Source organism: Nitratidesulfovibrio termitidis HI1 (genome assembly GCF_000504305.1).
Classification (GTDB): Bacteria; Desulfobacterota; Desulfovibrionia; order Desulfovibrionales; family Desulfovibrionaceae; genus Cupidesulfovibrio; species Cupidesulfovibrio termitidis.
On sequence record NZ_KI632512.1, the window covers coordinates 1,082,097 to 1,099,062 of the forward strand.

Here is a 16,966-nt window from a genome sequence, read left to right on the forward strand (position 1 = left end):
CACGCCGCAGCATCTCCCATGGACGACACAGGCACATCCGGCTCCCTCTACTTCGAGGCAGGCGTCATTCTCCTGCTCATCCTGATCAACGGGTTCTTCTCGCTGGCAGAAATGTCGCTGGTGGCGTCGCGCAAGGTGCGGCTGCGCCAGGACGCCGAGCGCGGCAGCAAGGGCGCGGCCACGGCCCTGCGCCTGCTGCGCGACCCGGACCGGCTGTTCTCCACCGTGCAGATCGGCATCACCCTTGTGGGCATCCTTACCGGGGCCTACGGCGGGGCCGCGCTGGCCGTGCACCTTTCCGCCGTGCTGGCCCGCGTGGACGTGCTGCGCCCCTACAGCGGCCCGCTGGGCTTCGGCCTGGTGATCCTGCTCATCACCTATTTCACGCTGATCATTGGCGAACTGGTGCCCAAGCGCATGGCCTTCGGCAACCCGGAGGCCTGCGCCCGCCGCACCGCGCCGGTCATGGCGCTGCTGCTGCGCGTGTCCCTGCCGCTGGTCCACCTGCTCAGCGCCTCGTCGCGCGCGGCATCGCGCCTGCTGCGCCTGCCCGAGGGCGGCGACAGGGCCGTGACGGAAGAGGACATCCGGGGGCTCATCGGCGAGGGCGCCGCATCGGGCGTGGTGGAACACGCCGAGCGGGACATGCTGGAACGCATCTTCCGGCTGGGCGACCGGCGGGCGGGGGTTCTGATGACCCACCGATCCCAGGTGGAATGGCTGGATCAGGACATGCCCGACGCAGAAAACATGCTGCGCATTGCCCAATCGTCCCACTCCTGCTTTCCCGTGGCGCGGGGCGACATTGCCGCCGCCACCGGGGTGCTCAAGGCGCGCGACTTCCTGGCCGCGCGGCTGGCCACCCCGGACATTCCCATGGACGGCTTCATCCGGCAGCCCCTGTTCATTCCAGAAACGGCCCGCGCCCTGACCCTGCTGGACCTGTTCCGCCATTCCGAAGGGGCGCCCTTTGCCCTTGTGGTGGACGAGTACGGCGAGGTTCAGGGGGTGATCACCCCCAACGACGTGCTGGAAGCCGTGGTGGGCGAACTGTCCGACGAAGGCGGCGAACCCGACCCGGCTGCCGTGCGCCGCGAGGACGGCAGCTGGCTGCTGGACGGCATGCTGCCCTTCGACGAGATGTGCTCGCTGGCGGGGCTGGGCGCTGCGGAGGAACCCGATGACCGCCCCGGTTCGTACGAGACCCTGGCCGGGTTCATGCTGCACCGTCTGGGGCGCATGCCCGCCATGGGCGACGCCCTGCGCTGGCGGGGCCATAGTTTCGAGATCGTGGACATGGATGGTCACCGCATCGACCGCGTGCTGGTGACCCCCGCCCCAGACCGCGCGGACGACGTGAGCGACGACGCGCCGTAGGTGGAGGGCTGCCCACAGCCCGGCGGCCCGTGCCGTTCCGTGAGTGGTCATGCGACTCCCTTCACCCTTCCGGCCCGCGCGTCCCCTTGCCAGCGCGGGCGCAGACATTACAGACTATCCGTGCGCGGGTGAAACGCCCGCGCAGGGAGGAACCATGGCCACCGGATGGGCTGGCGACAACGCCGTCAACGACCAGATACGCGATTCCATCGCCGACGAAGTGCAACGGGCCCGCGACAGCCTGCCCAAAGGGCCGGGGCTGGACTTTTGCGAGGAGTGCGGCGACCCCATTCCGGAAGCCCGGCGCAAGGCCCTGCCCGGCGTGCGCCTGTGCGTGCCCTGCCAGCAGGAGGCCGACCGGGACCGTCAGACCGTCTCGCTGTACAACCGCAAGGGCAGCAAGGACAGCCAGTTGCGTTGATCTGCCGTCAGGTGAGAGAACATGGGGTGCACCGAAACCGGAGCATCATGCCAAAAGGAAGGGAGGGGCTTTGCGAAGCACCTCCCTTTGCATTTCCGGACGATGTTGTTGCATCCGGCCCCCTGCCCAAGCCAGTCCCGTCCTGTCCGGTCCAGCCCGGGCCTGTCCAGATCAGGCCAGATCAGACCAGATCAGGCCAGTCTGTCAGACCGTTACGCCAGCAACCGCAGCAGCACCGCCACGCCCCACAGGCAGCCCGCCGCCGTCAGCCCGGCCACACGCAGATGGCGCAGCAGCCCTTCCAGCCGCTCGCCGTCCCATGCATGGGTGGGGGTGAATGCCACGCCACACGCGTCCGCGCCAGCGAAGTCACCGTCATTCGCATCCGGGCGCGGCCCCAGCACCGGCTTGTGCTTGACCACCCCGAAATAGGGGGTCGGCCCTCCCATGGGCGCGCCATGCAGCCATGCAGCGGCGCTCATGGGCCAGCCCGCGTTGGGCGATTCCATGCTGCGCGCATCGCGGGCCATGGGGCCGAAGCCGCGCCAGCCGCCGTGGCCACCGTCCTTTAAAGCCAGCGGGGCCGACAGCCACAGGAACAGCGTGGCCAGACGCGCGGGCAGCCATGCCAGCACGTCATCCAGCCGGGCGCAGGCCCGGCCCAGATCACACCATGCTTCCGTACGGTAGCCCCACATGGAATCCATGGTGCTCACCGCCTTGTAGCCCCACAGCGCGGCGGGGCCGCCCAGCAGCAGCCAGAACAACGGGGCCACGAAGCCGTCGTTGAAATTCTCGGCCAGCGTTTCGGCCAGCGCGCGGCGCAGGTCCGGACGGTCCAGTTGCGCCGTGTCGCGGCTGACCAGCATGGACACTGCCGTGCGGGCCTCGTCCAGCGTGCCGTGTTCTATGGCATGCAGGGTACGCCGCCCCTCGCGCAGCAGGCTGCCCAGCGCCAGTCCGGCCCACGCAAAATACACGGCCACCAGCGCACCCAGCCACGGGGCCAGCAGGGGCAGGCAGGTCAATCCCCACACGGCAAGCGCGGTGCCGCCCGCCACGGTCACGACCGCAAGCACGCCTGCCCGGCGCAGCGCGGCGGGGCGTGCCCCTTCCGGCAGGCCATCGGCATGGCGACGGGCAAATGCCTCCGCCCGGTGCAGCACGCGGCCCACGCCACACACCGGGTGCGGCAGGCCGCGCGGATCGCCCAGCCACAGGTCCAGCAGCAGGGCCAGCGGCGGCACGGCCAGCAGACCCCACGCCCCCCACGCGCCCCACAGGAAATCCATCAGCGGCCTTCCAGCGCCCCGGTGTGCGCCAACGCCTGATACAGCACGATGCCCGTGGCCGTGGACAGGTTAAGGCTGCGCACCTCGCCCCAGATGGGGATGCGCACATGGTGCGGCGTGGCATCCAGTACATCGGCGGGCAGGCCGGTGGTTTCCGGTCCGAACACAAGGGCGTCGCGCTCCGTGAAGTCAAAACGGTGCACCGCCGCCCCCGCGCGGGCGCTGGTCATGACCAGGCGGCGTTCGCGCCCCGGCCCGTCCAGGTAGGCCTGCCAGTCCGGCCACACGGAAAGGTTCACGTGCGGCCAGTAGTCCAGCCCTGCCCGTTTCAGGTAGCGGTCATCCAGGCTGAAGCCCAGCGGCTCGATGAGGTGCAACTCCGTGCGCGTGGCCGCGCACAGTCGCGCCACGTTGCCCGTGTTGGGCGGAATTTCCGGATGGTACAGAACGATGTGCATGTGGTGATACCGTAAGAAAGGGATTGCTCCGAGCTGCCATGAACAGTGAGCGGCATGTGGCGGGACGGGCCGCACCCTATCCGCCATGCGCGAGGAAGGAAAGACCGGATGGCACACGCATTCCGACGCGCCTGCCAACCGACAACGCCGCGACCGCAGTTACGGCGCGATGGAAGTTCCCACGCCGATGCCTACCCGCCCTCGCTCGGTTCCATCCTTGACATCAGGTAACTCGGGCACGCCAAGGCCGCTGCCGCCCAACGCTCCGTCGCCCGCGCGCAGCAGCCCCTTCAGCCGGGCGATACGCTGGTACGACTGGCGGATGCGGTCTGCGGAAATGCGCCCCGACTGCACAAGGCCGGTCAGCGTGGCATGCACCCGCGCGGTCAGGTCCGGCTGCCAGCGCAGGTTGTTGCCGAACAGCAGAATGTCCGCCCCGGCGTCCACGGCACGGAACACCACGTCTTCCCGCGGGTAGCGCTCGGTGATGGCGCCCATCTGCAAGTCGTCGGTGATGACCACGCCCCGCCAGCCGATGTCGCGGCGCAGCAACCCGTCGATGGTCGGGCGCGACAGGGTTGCCGGGTGCGCCGCGTCCAGCCGGTTGTCGTACAGGTGCCCTACCATGACCATGCCGCCCCAACCATCGGCCCAGGCATTGCCCACCGGGCGCAACAGGGTGCGGTAGGGCCACAGTTCTTCGGGACGATGCGTGGCGGACACGTCGGTGACCCCCAGGTGCGAATCGGCGCGGGCGCTGCCGTGGCCGGGAAAATGCTTGAGGCACGACACCACGCCCGCCTGCGCCATGCCGTTGATGAACGCCGCCGCGTGGGCCGCCACCGTGCGCGGGTCGCGCCCGTAGGACCGCCCCAGCCTGCCGATGGCCGGGCTGTCCGGGTTCACGTCCACATCCACCACCGGCGCGAAGTTCAGGTTCACCCCCACATCGGCCAGTTCGCGCCCCATGGCCACGGCCCGTTGCCGGGTTTCAGCCACCGTGCCCTGTCCCAGCTGACGCGCCGGAGGGTACTGGGTGAAGCCGCGCTCCGGCTTCAGCCGCTGCACCCGCCCCCCTTCCTGATCAACGGCCACGAACAGCGGCAGCCGGGTGGCGGACGCAGAGGCCGCGGACTGCAACGCGGCGGACAGCGTGCGCACCTGTTTGGGGGAAATGATGTTGCGTTCCGGGCTGCCGGAGGCCATGTCACGGTCGAACAGGATGACCCCGCCCACGCGCCCGGCCCGGATGTCGTCCAGCACCTCGTTCACGCCGTAGGTGCCCGAGGAGCCGGATGTGCCTGCTGCGCCCGCTGAGCCCGCTGAAGCGGTAGCGCCAGTTGTGGCAGTCGCGCCTGCCTTTGACGCATTGGTCGCGTTTGCCTTCTTTGCGCTGGGCAACGACCGCAGCAGCCCGCCCAACCCCAGCACGTCACTCGCGCTCGGAGCCACGGCCTGCGCTTCCGCCCCGCGAAAACCCATCATGAGCATCTGGCCGATCATGTCGGAAAGGGAAGGTTCGCCGTGACTCCGTGCCCCGGACGCGGGCATGCCCTCCGTCACCTTGGGGGCTGCCGGACTGACAGTTCTGGCAGGGCCAGACACGCCGGGAACGGACACCTCGGGAATGGACGGCGCCTTGGGCGCAGCGACCTTGGGCGCGGGAACCACAGGCGCAGTGGGGCCGTCAACAGCGGCATTGGCCGAGGTGCTTCCCGTGGCGGCCATGGCCCCGGAGGCACCGAATTCACCGGCAATACCGGCGGCACTGCCATTCACACCGGGCACCCTGCCCCAGCCATCCGGCAGCACGGCACACGCCAGCATGATCGCCCCGACACACAACAGCAGACGGGTGCGCCGCAGGCAGGTCGCCCCACGCAGCAGACACATTGCCCCAAGCGCGCCCAGCGAAAGCTTCTTCTTCACGCTCCGGCCTCGTCGGCGCAGGGTGTGCAGCCGCAGGCGTTCCGACCGTTGCCCTGCTCGCCCATTATGCCGGGCCGCACCTGGCACTTCACGCGGATGTTGCGCCCCACGGTGCCGTAGTCGCCCACCATGTTGAACGACGAGGCCTCCACCACCTCCACCGCCGCCTCGCCGCCGGTAACGCCAAGGCCCGCAAGGTGTTCCAGCAACGCAGTGCGCGCGTCCGCCTTGGCCCGTTCCAGGTCGAAGCCCCGGCCCGTCTTGCGTTCCACGCCCAGGGTGGGGATGAACAGCACGCCCTTTTCGGTGTCCGCAAACAGCTCCAGTTCCGCCGTGGTGCGGGTCAGCGCCGCGCCGATGGCGTTGGCCACGGCGAAGTCGTCCGGCACCTCCACCCGCTTGCCCAGCGCCGGGGCCAGCAAGGGCTGCATCACCCTGGCCGGGCCGCCCATCAGGTACACGGCGGCGGGTTCCACCACCCTGCCCTGCAACAGTTCCATGATGGTGTACACCGGGCGGGCGTTGACCTCGTCCACCAGGTCGGTGACGGCGGCCCGGATGCGCGCCACGGCCTCGGCAATGGCGTCGTCGGCCAGCCGTTCCGGATACAGGTCCCACAGTCCTGCCAGTTCTCGGATGCCCCGCGCGGAAGCGGCAACGTCGCCCACGGCGGCATGGCCCCGGTAGTTCAGCGCGTCGATGAGCGTGGGCCGCTTGCCGCCCATGGCCATGCTGGCCCCGGCCCGTTCCGGCCCCACGCGCACCGCCCCGGCGGCCACGTGCAGGCGCGAATCGCCGCCCACCCCGATGGACCGCGTCTTCAGCGCGCGCACCAGCGTGGGGTAGCTGCCCACCTCTATGCCGTCCTTCTCGATGACCGGCGATCCGCAGGCAAATACGGCGATGTCCGTGGTGGTGCCGCCGATGTCCAGGATCACGCAGTCTTCACGGATGTCGCACAGGGCGATGATGCCCATGACGCTGGCCGCCGGGCCGGACAGGATGGATTCCACCGGCAGCTCGCGCGAAACGGCCAGCGGCATGGTGCCGCCGTCGGCCTTCAGTATGTGGATAGGCGCGGTGATGCCGAATTCGCGGGCCGACTGCTCTATGGCGTCGGCAAAGCGGTTGTACACCCGCCACACCGCCGAATTGTAGTAGGCCGTGGCCACCCGGCGCGGAAAGTTCAGTTGGCCCGACAGGCGGTGCCCCAGCGAGACGAAGTCGCCGCAGCCGCAGCTTGCGGGGCTGCCGCCGCTGCGCGCGCCAAGGGCTTCGCCCATGGCCGTCTCGTGCGAAGGATTGCGGATGGAAAACTTGCCCACCGCCGCGAACAGGCGCACGCCCGCATCGCAGCAGGCGGTGGACACCCGCGCCATTTCCGCCGGGTCGAGGGGGGCAATTTCCTCGCCACGGTGGTCGATGGAGCCGCCCACCGGAAAGTAGAACCGCCCCACGCGGAAGTGCTCCGGGTCGATGCCCGGCCCGGCGGACACCACCACCGCCACGTCCTCGGTCTTGCCTTCCACGATGGCGTTGGTGGACAGCGTGGTGCTGAGGTTCATGCGGGTGATGCGCTCCGGCGTCACCACCTGCAACAGCCCCTGCATGGCAGCGCGCACCGAGGCCAGCAGGTCGTGATGGTCGGTGGGCACCTTGACGCTGGCCGCTATGGTGCGGCCATCCATGACCACGGCATCGGTATGCGTGCCGCCGACGTCGATTCCCAGGTACATGGCTCAGTCCTTTCCGTCGCAAAGGGTGCAGGCAAGGCGCAGCGCGGCGGCAAAGCTGCCGGTGTCCGCCGTGCCGGTTCCGGCGATGTCGAAGCCCGTGCCGTGATCCACCGAGGTGCGCACGAAAGGCAACCCCAGGGTCACGTTCACGGCGTCGGAAAAATGCAGCATCTTCAGGGGGGCCAGCCCCTGGTCGTGGTACATGGCCAGCACGGCGGCATAGGCCCCGCGCGCCGCCTTGACGAACAGCGTGTCGGCAGGCAGCGGCCCGATGACATCCAGCCCTTCGGCCACGGCGTCGGCCACCGCCGGGGCGATGACGTCGATTTCCTCGCTGCCGATGCGGCCCGATTCCCCGGCGTGGGGGTTCAGCCCGCACACGGCAACCGGTCCCGCAGCCCCGATGGCCCTCGCGTGGGCCGCCGTCAGGCGCAGGCAGTGCAGCACCCGCTGCCGGGTGATCAGGCCGGGCACATCGCGCAGCGGCGGGTGGGTGGTCACCAGACTGACGCGCAGCACGTCGCCGCCAAGGTGCATGCACACCTCGTCGTCGCCAAGGCCCGCGCGTCGGGCAAGATATTCGGTATGGCCGGGCACGTCGTACCCGGCGGCATGCAGCATGGCCTTGTGCAGCGGCAGGGTGACCAGTCCTCGGCGTCCGCGCGAGGAGGTAGCGCCCGCAGGCGCGGCCAGCAGCAGGTCGCAGGCCGTGGCAAGGGCCACCCCCGCCGCCTTGCCCCCGTCCGGGGTGGCCTGGCCCACCTGCACGCGGATGTCGGCAAGCCCCGGCGGCTCGTACAGGTACACGCCGGGAGCGGCGTCTGCCGCCAGCGCTCGCGCCGGATCGTCCACCCGTGTCCAGAAGGGAATGTTGCCCGCAAGGGCAAGATGCGCCCGCAACGAGGCTTCCGCCCCCAGCAGCAACAACACCCGGTTTGCCAGATGGGGGGGCAGATGGGCAGGCAGGTGGCCGGACAGCAGGCGGCACGCCAGTTCCGGCCCAAGGCCGTTGGCATCGCCAAGGGTTATCAGCAACGGTTCCGCACGCATGCCGCACAGGCTATGCGCATTCGCGCGGGCTGTCCATACGCCTATGGAGGCGCGCGCTCCTTGCAATGGCGCATGGCCCGTGCGCGGGGAGCAGGCCGGATGACACATGCGAAAGGCGGCAACAGACCGAAGCCTGCTGCCGCCATGCGTGTTTCACGAAGCCGTTACCAGCGTCAGCGCCGCAATTCCACATCCGCATGGATGCCCCCGCCCGGCAGGGCATAGGCATGGGCAATGTGCTCGGTGTTGCAGTGCACGCCGTAGCGGCCCTGCCTGTCCAGCATGATCAGCCCGGCGTGCCCCGCCACCCGGCGGTGCAGCAGGTCGATGGCCTTGCGGGCGGCGTCAGCGGGGGATGCGTTGGCATCGCGCAGAAAGTCGCAGGCGGAACGGGTCATCAGCACGCGGATGATGCCTTCGCCGAAGCCGGTGGCGGAAGCCCCGCCGGTTTCGTTGTCCGCATAGGTGCCCGCACCGCACAAGGGGGAATCACCCACCCGGCCGGGCCGTTTCATGGGGGTGCCGCCAGTAGAGGTGGCTGCGGCGATGTTGCCCGCCGCATCCAGCGCCACCGCCCCCACCGTGCCCTTGGGCATGGCCGGTTCCGGTCCTGCCGGGCAGTTGCACGCGGTGCCGTCCATGGAAGCCGTTTCCCCGGCTGCCCCGTTCATCCCGGCCTGGGGCCGGAAGGCGTCGTGGGTGGAAAAGCCCGCGCGGGCGCGCAGTTCGTTGTACAGGCGCACTTCCCGCTCTACCACCAGTTCGGCGGGGTCGATGGCTCCAATGCCCGCTTCATGCGCAAAGCGTTCCGCCCCTTCGCCCACCAGAAAGCAGAATTCGGTGTCCATGACCTTGCGGGCGATGTCCACGGGGTGCAGGAAGTTGCGCACCGCCGCCACGGCCCCGAAGTTCAGGGTGGCGCCGTCCATGATGGCGGCGTCCAGTTCTATCTGCCCCTCGGCGTTCAGCACGGCTCCGCGCCCGGCGTCGTAGGTGGGGTCGGCCTCCAGCACGTTGACGGCCCGGCGCACGGCCTCCAGCGCGGGCATGCCGCGTTGCAGTTCGCCCCACACGGCGTCCACCGCCGCGCGACAGCCGTCGATGTGGGCCTGCTGCCGGTCGGCGGGGATGGTCCACGCGCCGCCGTGCACGATGATTCTCGGTTGGGTCATGTGTGTCTCTGCGGTTCCGGAATGCGCCCGCGCGGCGTGCCTCATGCACGCTGCGAGGACGGGCGGAATCTACGCAATTGCGGCCCGAAGGTGAAGGGGAAAGGCAGGGGAAAGAACGAGGAGGGAGGACAGGCCGCGCGGGCTTCCGGGGGCAACGAGGTTCTCTTTCATGCCGTGCGGATCGCCGCGCCTTCGGCGCGCGCTCGGCCTACCCCGGCATCAGGGCCACCCCCGCCAACGGCGGCAGGGTCAGCACAAGGTGGTGCCCCCCGCCCCACTCGTCGGTGCGGGCCTGCAATTCACCGCCGTTGCCCACGTTGGAGCCCCCGTAGTATTCGCTGTCGGTGTTCAGCACCTCGCGCCAGACGCCCCCCTTGGGCGCGGGCACCCGGTAGTATTCGCGCACCACCGGGGTGAAGTTGAACACCCACAGCACGGGCGGGGCGCCTTCGCACAGCCGCACGAAACTGATCACCGAGCCGCCCCAGTCGGAAAAGTCCATCCAGCGAAAGCCCGTCCAGTCGTGGTCGTGCACGTGCATGGCCGGTTCGCGCCGCAGGATTCCGTTCAGGTCGCGCAGCAGGGCGTGGATGCCCCCGTGCGCGGGGAACTGGTACAGGCACCAGTCCAGCGCGCGGCTTTCGTCCCATTCGTTCCACTGGCCGAACTCGCCGCCCATGAACAGCAGCTTCTTTCCCGGATGCGCCCACATGTAGGCGTACAGCGCGCGCAGGCTGGCCTGCTGCTGCCACGCATCGCCGGGCATCTTGGAAAGCAGCGCGCCCTTGCCGTGCACCACCTCGTCATGCGAGAGCGGCAGCACGAAATTCTCGGTGAAGGCGTAGAGCAGCGAGAAGGTCAGCGCATTGTGGTGGTAGGCGCGGTGCACAGGCTCGTGCCGGAAGTAGTCCAGCGTGTCGTGCATCCAGCCCATGTTCCACTTGAAGGTGAAGCCAAGGCCGCCAGTGTACACCGGGCGCGACACCCCGGCCCAGGCCGTGGATTCTTCCGCTATGGTCATGGCCCCGGGAAACTGCCCGTGCACCACCACGTTGAGCTGGCGCAGGAATTCCACGGCGTCCAGGTTCTCGCGCCCGCCGTGTTCGTTGGGCAGCCAGTCGCCGCCCTCTCGCGAGTAGTCGAGGTAGAGCATGGAGGCCACGGCGTCCATGCGCAGGCCGTCGATGTGGAACTCGCGCAGCCAGTACAGCGCGTTGGCCAGCAGAAAGTTGCGCACCTCGTGCCGACCGTAGTTGAAGATGAAGGTGCCCCAGTCCGGGTGCTCGCCCCGGCGGGGGTCCAGGTGCTCGAACAGGGCCGTGCCGTCAAAGCGGCCAAGGCTCCAGTCGTCCTTGGGAAAGTGCGCGGGCACCCAATCGAGGATAACCCCTATGCCCGCCTGATGGCAGCGGTCCACGAAGCGCTTGAAGTCTTCCGGCCTGCCGTGGCGCGACGTGGGCGCGTAGTAGTGCCCGGTCTGGTAGCCCCACGACTGGTCCAGCGGATGTTCCGCCACGGGCAGCAGCTCGATGTGTGTGAAGCCCAGGTTCTGGACGTGCGGAATCAGCCCGTCGCCCAGTTCGTCCCACGACAGGAAGGGATGACCACCCACGCCCGTGCCGTCGGTCTTGCGTTGCCACGAGCCCGCGTGCACTTCGTAGATGGACACCGCCTGCTTGAGCGGCGGCCCCGTCTCGGCGCGGCGCTGCATCCAGTCGCCGTCGGCCCATTGGTGATTGTCGATGTCCCAGGCCACGGCGGCCACGCCGGGCCGCATTTCGGCGTACAGGGCGAAGGGGTCGGTCTTGTAGACGATGCGCCCGCCGCCGTTGTCGCCGTCACCGGTGCGGATGCCGAACTTGTACAACGCGCCTTTGCGCATGCCGGGCACAAAGGCCGCCCACACGCCGGAAACGCCCACCGGGTACAGCGGATATTCGCCCCAGCGCCAGTCGTTGAAGTCGCCCACCAGATGCACCTCGCGGGCGGAGGGCGCCCACACGGCCACCCGGTAGCCTTCCGCGCCGTCCTGCGTGGCGGGATGCGCGCCGAGCACCCGGTAAAGGTCCCAGTGTTCGCCCTTGCCGAACATGTACAGGTCGAAGGGCTCTATGAAGGCGGGGTGGGTAAGCTGCATGGCGTGTGCATTCCGTGGCTTGGGGTCAACCGGTCAGAAGGAGACGGGGCGTGTTGCGGCAGTGGCAAACCGAAATCAGGAAAAGTCGAATCCCAGTTGCCGGTACAGGTTCACGTAGCTGCGCCCGGCCCGCTCCCACGAAAAGTCCTGGCCCATGGCGCGGATCATCATGGCCCGCCAGCCTTCGGTGTCGTGCTCCCAGTAGTGCACGGCGTCCAGGATGGCTTCGAGGAACAGTTGCGGGTCGCTCCGCCCGAAGGTGAAGCCGGTGGCCTCGGGCGACGGCCACGGCATGATGGTGTCGCGCAGGCCGCCCACGGCGGTGGCCACGGGCGGGGTGCCGTAGCGCAGGGCGTACATCTGGGTCAGGCCGCACGGCTCGTAACGCGAGGGCATGAGAAAGATGTCGCTGCCCGCCTGGATGCGGTGGGCCAGGTCTTCCGTATAGCCCACGATGGCGCACAGCCTGCCCCGGTAGGTTTCCATAAGGTCCAGCGCCCGCGCCTCGTGCGCAAGGTTGCCCTCGCCCAGGATGATCACGCCCACGTTGCGCTCCATGAGCCGGGGCACTATGTCCAGCAGCAGGTCTATGCCCTTCTGCCCGCGCAGCCGCCCGATGAAGCCCAGCACGGGCCGGTGGGCCAGTTCCGGCGCAAGGCCCAGTTCGTCCAGCAGGGCCGCCTTGCACCGTTGCTTGCCGGCAAAACCCTGCGGATCGTCGGGCCCGTAGCGGCACGGCAGAAACTTGTCCTGCGCCGGGTTCCAGATGCCGTAGTCCGCCCCGTTCAGGATGCCGTGCAGCGCGTGCTGGCGGGCCTGCAGAATGCCCTCCAGTCCGCAGCCGTAGGCAGGCCCCAGGATTTCGCGGGCGTAGCTGGGGCTGACCGTGGTGACCATGTCGGCATAGGCGATGCCCGCCTTCAGCAGGTTGAAGTCGCCCCAGAATTCCACCCCGCTCATGGTCCATGCCTGCGGCGGCAGGCCGCAGCCGGTGAACAGGCGCGAGGCAAACCGCCCCTGGAAGGCCAGGTTGTGGATGGTCATGACGCTGCGCGTGTCGGCCCAGAACGGGTCGGTCTGCCGCCAGAAGTGCAGATAGGCGGGCACCAGCCCGCTCTGCCAGTCGTTGGCGTGCAGCACGGCGGGCGGCGTGCCCAGGCGGCGCAGCAGCGCCATGACGGCGCGGCAGAAGAAGATGAACCGCTCGCAGTTGTCGAAATAGTCGCCCTTGTGGTCGTTGTAGTAGTAGCGGCGGTCGAAATATTCGCCACGATGCACGAAGTACACCTTCATGCCGTGGTAGTCGGCCTCGTAGACATCGCAGGTGATGGGATCCCACGGGTAGCCCACGTGACAGTCGGAGATGGTCAGGTGGATGCCGTAGTCCGCCGTACGCAGGCGACCGTAGAACGGCGTGATCACCGAAGTGGGCACGCCCATGCGGTGCAGGGCCAGGGGCTGCGCGCCCAGCACGTCGCCCAGCCCCCCGCTTTTGGAAAAGGGATACATTTCCGAGGTGACGAAAACGACCTCACGTCGCATGATTGCGCGTTCCTCCCCTTGCGCGCGCGGCGTACCCGCGCGACGCGTTGCGCGCCATCCGGCGCGTGCGTCCCGTCATGCCGGGGCGGCGGCCCCGGCGAAACCAGCGCGCCGCCAGGCGGCGCGGCACGTTTCACCGACCGTGCGGGGCCGCTTCAGGCCCCTTCCCCCGTGCGCTCCGGGCAACGGCCCCGGTCGCGCAGCCAGTCGGCGATGATTTTCGCATGGTCGAAGGCCATGGTTTGCGGCAGATCGTCCGGTGCAAAGAACCTGGCGTCTGCCGCGTCGTCACCCGCCATGGGGAGGGCAACGGGGGAGGCAGCGCCCCCTGGCGACGGCCCGGCAACAGCCCCCGCCACCGGGGTGACGCCACCGCCACGCACCCGCGCGGCGTAAACCACGCTGAGGGTGTGGTGGCGCGGGTCGCGGTCCGGGTCGGAATACACCCCAACAAGGCCGGTCAGTTCCACGTCCAGCCCGGTTTCCTCGCGGGCCTCGCGCACCGCCGCCGCCTCTGCCGATTCGCCGTAGTCGATGAACCCGCCGGGCAGCGCCCAGCCGGGCGGCTCGTTGCGCCGCCGGATGAGCACGATGCCCCGCCCCGGCTCGTGAATGAGGATGTCGACGGTGGGCGCGGGGTTGCGGTACATGACCACGGGGCCGCCGCAGTGCGGGCAGGGGACGCGGTGTTCCATGGCGGGCGTGTCCGTTCTTGCCGGTTGTGGACGAGGTTGATGTGACGAGGTTGCGGACGGGCTGTTTTGGCCGTCCGCCTCGCTGCCGCAAGCCGGAACGGGCTGTCCCGGAAGGCGGCGAGGATACGACACCACTTTCACAGAGTACGCGCAGAGATGAAAAGTGACAAGTTGATAGCCGTGCACAACGGCGCGCTGGGCGACTTCCTGTGCGCCTGGCCCGCCCTGCTGGCGCTGGCGCGGGGGGCGGATACGCTGGACATGAAGCCAGGCGGCGCGGGGACGGAACACGCCGCGGCGCAAGGGTGCGCGCCCCGTCTGTTGTTCACGGGCAACATGGAACGCATGCGCTGGCTGGCCCCGTTGGGCTATGTGCCCTGCCCTCCGGCCATGCGCCGGGCGCTGGACGGGCTGTACGGAGGCACGGATGGCGGGAGGAACAACGAGGGCGGGGCGACGAGAGGGGGAACGGACTGGCCGGACGCCCTGGCCGGGGCCACAGTGGCGTGGTTCTGTCTGGACCGCGCACCGGTGGCCGCCCACCCGCGCGTGGTGCCCCTGCCCTGCCTGACAGCCGGGCCAGACATGCCGGACATGCCGGACATGTCGGACATGCCGGACATGCCGGACGAGGGCGATGCGGACGCGGATGGCCGGACATCCGAACCCGCCATGCCCACCTGCCACGTCACCGAATCGCTCCGGACCCGGCTTCAACGCATCCCCCCGTCCGCCCTGCCCTGCCCGCCCCGCTGGGACGCGGACTGGCAGGACACATGGCAAACCCTGTTCGGCGGCTGGGAAGGCGCGGATTCGCGCACCGTGGTGCTGGTGCCGGGTGCGGGACACCGATCCAAGCAGTGGCCGCCCCGGCGGTTCGCCCTCGTGGCCGGGGCGTTGTTCCGGGCCGGGTACAATCCGTTGTACGTGCTGGGTCCGGCGGAACTGGAGCGTGGTCTTGAACGGGCCGACCTGATGCCGGAAGGACAACCGGAGGCGGAGGAGATACCGGTGGTCACCCCTGCCGACCACGACGCACTGGCGCATCTGCTGCGCCGCGCACGTCTGGTGATCGGCAACGATTCCGGTCCACTGCACCTTGCCGCGCTGCACGGCGTGCCGGTGCTGTCGCTGTTCGGTCCGGCCCCCGCCGGGGTGTGGCGTCCACATGGGGCGGCGGCGCTGGTCAGCCCGCTGGAATGTGCCCCCTGTTCCGCCACCCTGCGCACGCTGGGTTGCGACCGGGGGCAAGGCAACGCAAGCCCGCACGGCGAAAAAAGCCGCAATGGTACCGCTGATTCCGACGGCGCCTTTCCGTGCATGGCCGCCATCACCGTGCAGGAAGTACTGGACAAGAGCATGGAATTGCTAGGGATACCTTTCCAGCAAGAAAAATGGACGCAGCGGCCCTGAGGCGCGCATGCGGAAAAAGGCGGCACGGCCCGGCGGACGAAAACCGCGCCCGCACACGGCGGTGGACGGAACGCAAAAGAAAAACCGGTCCCACACCCCTGTAGGACCGGCTCTCTGCAAAGAAAGGAAGGTGATCAGGATATAGCAAGCGGTGTGCCAACGTGCGGCAACGACTGCCCGCATGTTCCCCCGCCTTCAAGCCTGCACACATCCTTCTGTTTTTACTTTATTTTATCCGCCAATCCCGGCGGCAAGACAACACGAACCGGTTGCACAATCAGTTCAACTTTTTTGCCAGCGGTGTTGCCGCCACCACACAGCGCCTGTCCTGCAGGGCATTGCGGCTGCCTTTCCGCCCTTATCCGACAAAAATTTTTTGTACCGTCCCGGTAGGAAATCCCCGGCAGATCACTCCACCACATACCCGGCATCGCGCAGGGCTTGCGCCGACACGGCCCCGGCCCGCAACACCAGCAGGCGCGGCGCAGCGCCGCCAACCCCGTCACCAGTTCCGCCGCCAGTTCCGCCCCCCTCATCCAGCACCTCCACCAGCGTGGAGGGCAACCCGCCGGGCGGCGCGGGGGGCAGGTCCAGCACCCCGGGCACCTCGGCCAGCAGTTCCGGGTCAAGATCGGCGGCACGGGTAACGGCAGGGCGTCCGCTGATGTTGGCGCTGCTGGCAACCAGCGGCCCACCGGCCAGCAGACACAACTCGCGGGCCACGGGATGCGGGGTCAGGCGCACGGCCACGCGCCCCGTGCCCCCGGTAAGCGGTACGGGCACGCCGGGCGCGGCAGGCAGCAGGATGGACAGCGGCCCCGGCCAGAAGTGCCGGGCCAGGTCTTCCGCCACCGGCCCCATGGGGGCCGCCACCTGCGCCAACTGGCCCACATGGCCCACGATGACCGGCAGGGCCAGACGGTGGGCGCGGCGCTTCACCCGGTATACCTCGTCAACGGCACCGGCATGGGTGGCCAGGCAGCCCACCCCGAAAAAGGTCTCGGTGGGGAACACCACCACCCGTCCCGCGCGCAGCAGCGCGGCGGCATCGTCCATATTCAGCATCTGGCAATTCAGCATCTGGCAATCCAGCATCAGGCAATCCGTTGTTGGATCAGGCGTGACAGGAAAAGGCGGGAAACATGGCCGGGCGTCGTGCCGCGCCATACGGCTTGCCGCCCGTTCCGCGCCGGGGTAGACCATGGCCCGGGAACACACGCATCCGGAGGTTTCGTGAAATCACTGCGCCTGCTGGCGGTGGGCAAGCTGAAGACGCCGTTCTGGCAGCAGGCCGCCGCGCATTACCTGGAACGGCTGCGCCACACCTGGCGCGTGACCGAAACCCTGGTCCGCGATGGCGACGCCGCCCTGCCGCCCGCCAAACGCAACGCCGACGAAGGCGCGCGCCTGCTGGCGGCCCTTGGCCCCGCCGACATCGTGGTATGTATGGACGAACGCGGCAAGGCCCACACCTCGCGCGAATTCGCCGCGCTGCTGGACAGACTGACGGAAAACGCCACGGCGGTGCCGTGCTTCGTCATCGGCGGCGCCTACGGCCTGGACGATGCCGTCCTGAAACGGGCCGCCCTGCGCGTCTGCCTTGGCCCCATGACCTTCCCCCACGAGATGGCCCGCGTGGTGCTGCTGGAGCAGTTGTACCGCGCGGACTGCATCCTGCGCGGCTCACCGTATCATCATTAGCCGCGAAGGGTGCTTTCGCCGCAACTCCGGCATCCGCACGTTG

At 68.9% G+C, this 16,966-nt stretch carries 14 protein-coding genes; 4 read left to right on the forward strand and 10 right to left on the reverse strand.

Annotated elements, in window-relative coordinates:
• The first annotated feature begins 18 nt into the window (after positions 1 to 18).
• Entirely contained in the window at positions 19 to 1,377 is a 1,359-nt protein-coding gene (locus DESTE_RS04450) for a hemolysin family protein (RefSeq protein ID WP_051384312.1), read from the forward strand.
• Between the two features lie 154 nt (positions 1,378 to 1,531).
• Entirely contained in the window at positions 1,532 to 1,798 is a 267-nt protein-coding gene (locus DESTE_RS04455; protein ID WP_035065443.1) for a DksA/TraR family C4-type zinc finger protein, read from the forward strand.
• Positions 1,799 to 2,010: 212 nt separating this feature from the next.
• Here DESTE_RS04455 and DESTE_RS04460 read toward each other — a convergent pair whose 3' ends face one another.
• The 9 genes from DESTE_RS04460 to DESTE_RS04500 form a co-directional block, all read right to left on the reverse strand.
• On the reverse strand, positions 2,011 to 3,090 hold the full coding sequence (locus tag DESTE_RS04460; RefSeq protein WP_051384313.1) for a CobD/CbiB family cobalamin biosynthesis protein: 1,080 nt from the start codon (positions 3,088 to 3,090) through the stop codon (positions 2,011 to 2,013).
• Positions 3,090 to 3,548 (reverse strand): tRNA (cytidine(34)-2'-O)-methyltransferase, encoded by a 459-nt coding sequence (locus tag DESTE_RS04465; RefSeq protein ID WP_035065445.1) that lies wholly within the window; start codon positions 3,546 to 3,548, stop codon positions 3,090 to 3,092. The genes DESTE_RS04460 and DESTE_RS04465 overlap by 1 nt, the downstream gene beginning before the upstream one ends.
• Positions 3,549 to 3,707: 159 nt before the next feature.
• The gene (locus DESTE_RS04470) at positions 3,708 to 5,477 is read right to left on the reverse strand and encodes a glycoside hydrolase family 3 N-terminal domain-containing protein (RefSeq protein WP_245590725.1); all 1,770 of its coding nucleotides are present in this window, start codon (positions 5,475 to 5,477) and stop codon (positions 3,708 to 3,710) included.
• A complete protein-coding gene (locus DESTE_RS04475; RefSeq protein ID WP_035065448.1) occupies positions 5,474 to 7,213 on the reverse strand; it encodes a hydantoinase/oxoprolinase family protein in 1,740 nt (579 codons plus the stop codon). The genes DESTE_RS04470 and DESTE_RS04475 overlap by 4 nt, the downstream gene beginning before the upstream one ends.
• A 3-nt stretch (positions 7,214 to 7,216) precedes the next feature.
• The gene (gene pdxA, locus DESTE_RS04480; RefSeq protein WP_035065449.1) at positions 7,217 to 8,263 is read right to left on the reverse strand and encodes a 4-hydroxythreonine-4-phosphate dehydrogenase PdxA; all 1,047 of its coding nucleotides are present in this window, start codon (positions 8,261 to 8,263) and stop codon (positions 7,217 to 7,219) included.
• Positions 8,264 to 8,436: 173 nt separating this feature from the next.
• Complete coding sequence (locus tag DESTE_RS04485) at positions 8,437 to 9,435, reverse strand: isoaspartyl peptidase/L-asparaginase family protein (RefSeq protein WP_035065451.1); 999 nt, start codon at positions 9,433 to 9,435, stop codon at positions 8,437 to 8,439.
• A 208-nt stretch (positions 9,436 to 9,643) separates the two neighbouring features.
• Positions 9,644 to 11,572: a 1,4-alpha-glucan branching protein GlgB gene (gene glgB / locus DESTE_RS04490; protein ID WP_035065453.1), complete on the reverse strand. Its 1,929-nt coding sequence runs from the start codon at positions 11,570 to 11,572 to the stop codon at positions 9,644 to 9,646.
• A 75-nt stretch (positions 11,573 to 11,647) separates the two neighbouring features.
• Positions 11,648 to 13,114, reverse strand: a complete 1,467-nt coding sequence (glgA, locus tag DESTE_RS04495) for a glycogen synthase GlgA (protein ID WP_035065454.1) — start codon at positions 13,112 to 13,114, stop codon at positions 11,648 to 11,650.
• A 155-nt stretch (positions 13,115 to 13,269) separates the two neighbouring features.
• Positions 13,270 to 13,809, reverse strand: a complete 540-nt coding sequence (locus DESTE_RS04500) for an NUDIX domain-containing protein (RefSeq protein WP_035065456.1) — start codon at positions 13,807 to 13,809, stop codon at positions 13,270 to 13,272.
• Positions 13,810 to 13,965: 156 nt separating this feature from the next.
• Between DESTE_RS04500 and DESTE_RS04505 the strand changes: the two genes are divergently transcribed.
• Positions 13,966 to 15,222: a glycosyltransferase family 9 protein gene (locus tag DESTE_RS04505; protein ID WP_035065459.1), complete on the forward strand. Its 1,257-nt coding sequence runs from the start codon at positions 13,966 to 13,968 to the stop codon at positions 15,220 to 15,222.
• 408 nt (positions 15,223 to 15,630) lie between these two features.
• On the opposite strand, the gene DESTE_RS04510 is transcribed toward DESTE_RS04505, so the two are convergent.
• Positions 15,631 to 16,317 (reverse strand): L-threonylcarbamoyladenylate synthase, encoded by a 687-nt coding sequence (locus tag DESTE_RS04510; protein ID WP_245590726.1) that lies wholly within the window; start codon positions 16,315 to 16,317, stop codon positions 15,631 to 15,633.
• Between the two features lie 138 nt (positions 16,318 to 16,455).
• On the opposite strand from DESTE_RS04510, the gene DESTE_RS04515 reads away from it, so the two are divergent.
• On the forward strand, positions 16,456 to 16,923 hold the full coding sequence (locus DESTE_RS04515; RefSeq protein ID WP_035065462.1) for a 23S rRNA (pseudouridine(1915)-N(3))-methyltransferase RlmH: 468 nt from the start codon (positions 16,456 to 16,458) through the stop codon (positions 16,921 to 16,923).
• Positions 16,924 to 16,966 lie beyond the last annotated feature (43 nt).

Excerpts from the sequence above, each read along its gene's own strand:
- DESTE_RS04450 (WP_051384312.1), top strand. The coding sequence starts at position 19 with ATGGACGACACAGGCACATCCGGCTCCCTCTACTTCGAGGCAGGCGTC.
- DESTE_RS04455 (WP_035065443.1), top strand. The coding sequence starts at position 1,532 with ATGGCCACCGGATGGGCTGGCGACAACGCCGTCAACGACCAGATACGC.
- DESTE_RS04460 (WP_051384313.1), bottom strand. The coding sequence starts at position 3,090 with ATGGATTTCCTGTGGGGCGCGTGGGGGGCGTGGGGTCTGCTGGCCGTG.
- DESTE_RS04465 (WP_035065445.1), bottom strand. The coding sequence starts at position 3,548 with ATGCACATCGTTCTGTACCATCCGGAAATTCCGCCCAACACGGGCAAC.
- DESTE_RS04475 (WP_035065448.1), bottom strand. The coding sequence starts at position 7,213 with ATGTACCTGGGAATCGACGTCGGCGGCACGCATACCGATGCCGTGGTC.
- pdxA (WP_035065449.1), bottom strand. The coding sequence starts at position 8,263 with ATGCGTGCGGAACCGTTGCTGATAACCCTTGGCGATGCCAACGGCCTT.
- DESTE_RS04485 (WP_035065451.1), bottom strand. The coding sequence starts at position 9,435 with ATGACCCAACCGAGAATCATCGTGCACGGCGGCGCGTGGACCATCCCC.
- glgB (WP_035065453.1), bottom strand. The coding sequence starts at position 11,572 with ATGCAGCTTACCCACCCCGCCTTCATAGAGCCCTTCGACCTGTACATG.
- glgA (WP_035065454.1), bottom strand. The coding sequence starts at position 13,114 with ATGCGACGTGAGGTCGTTTTCGTCACCTCGGAAATGTATCCCTTTTCC.
- DESTE_RS04500 (WP_035065456.1), bottom strand. The coding sequence starts at position 13,809 with ATGGAACACCGCGTCCCCTGCCCGCACTGCGGCGGCCCCGTGGTCATG.
- DESTE_RS04505 (WP_035065459.1), top strand. The coding sequence starts at position 13,966 with ATGAAAAGTGACAAGTTGATAGCCGTGCACAACGGCGCGCTGGGCGAC.
- DESTE_RS04510 (WP_245590726.1), bottom strand. The coding sequence starts at position 16,317 with ATGCTGGATTGCCAGATGCTGAATTGCCAGATGCTGAATATGGACGAT.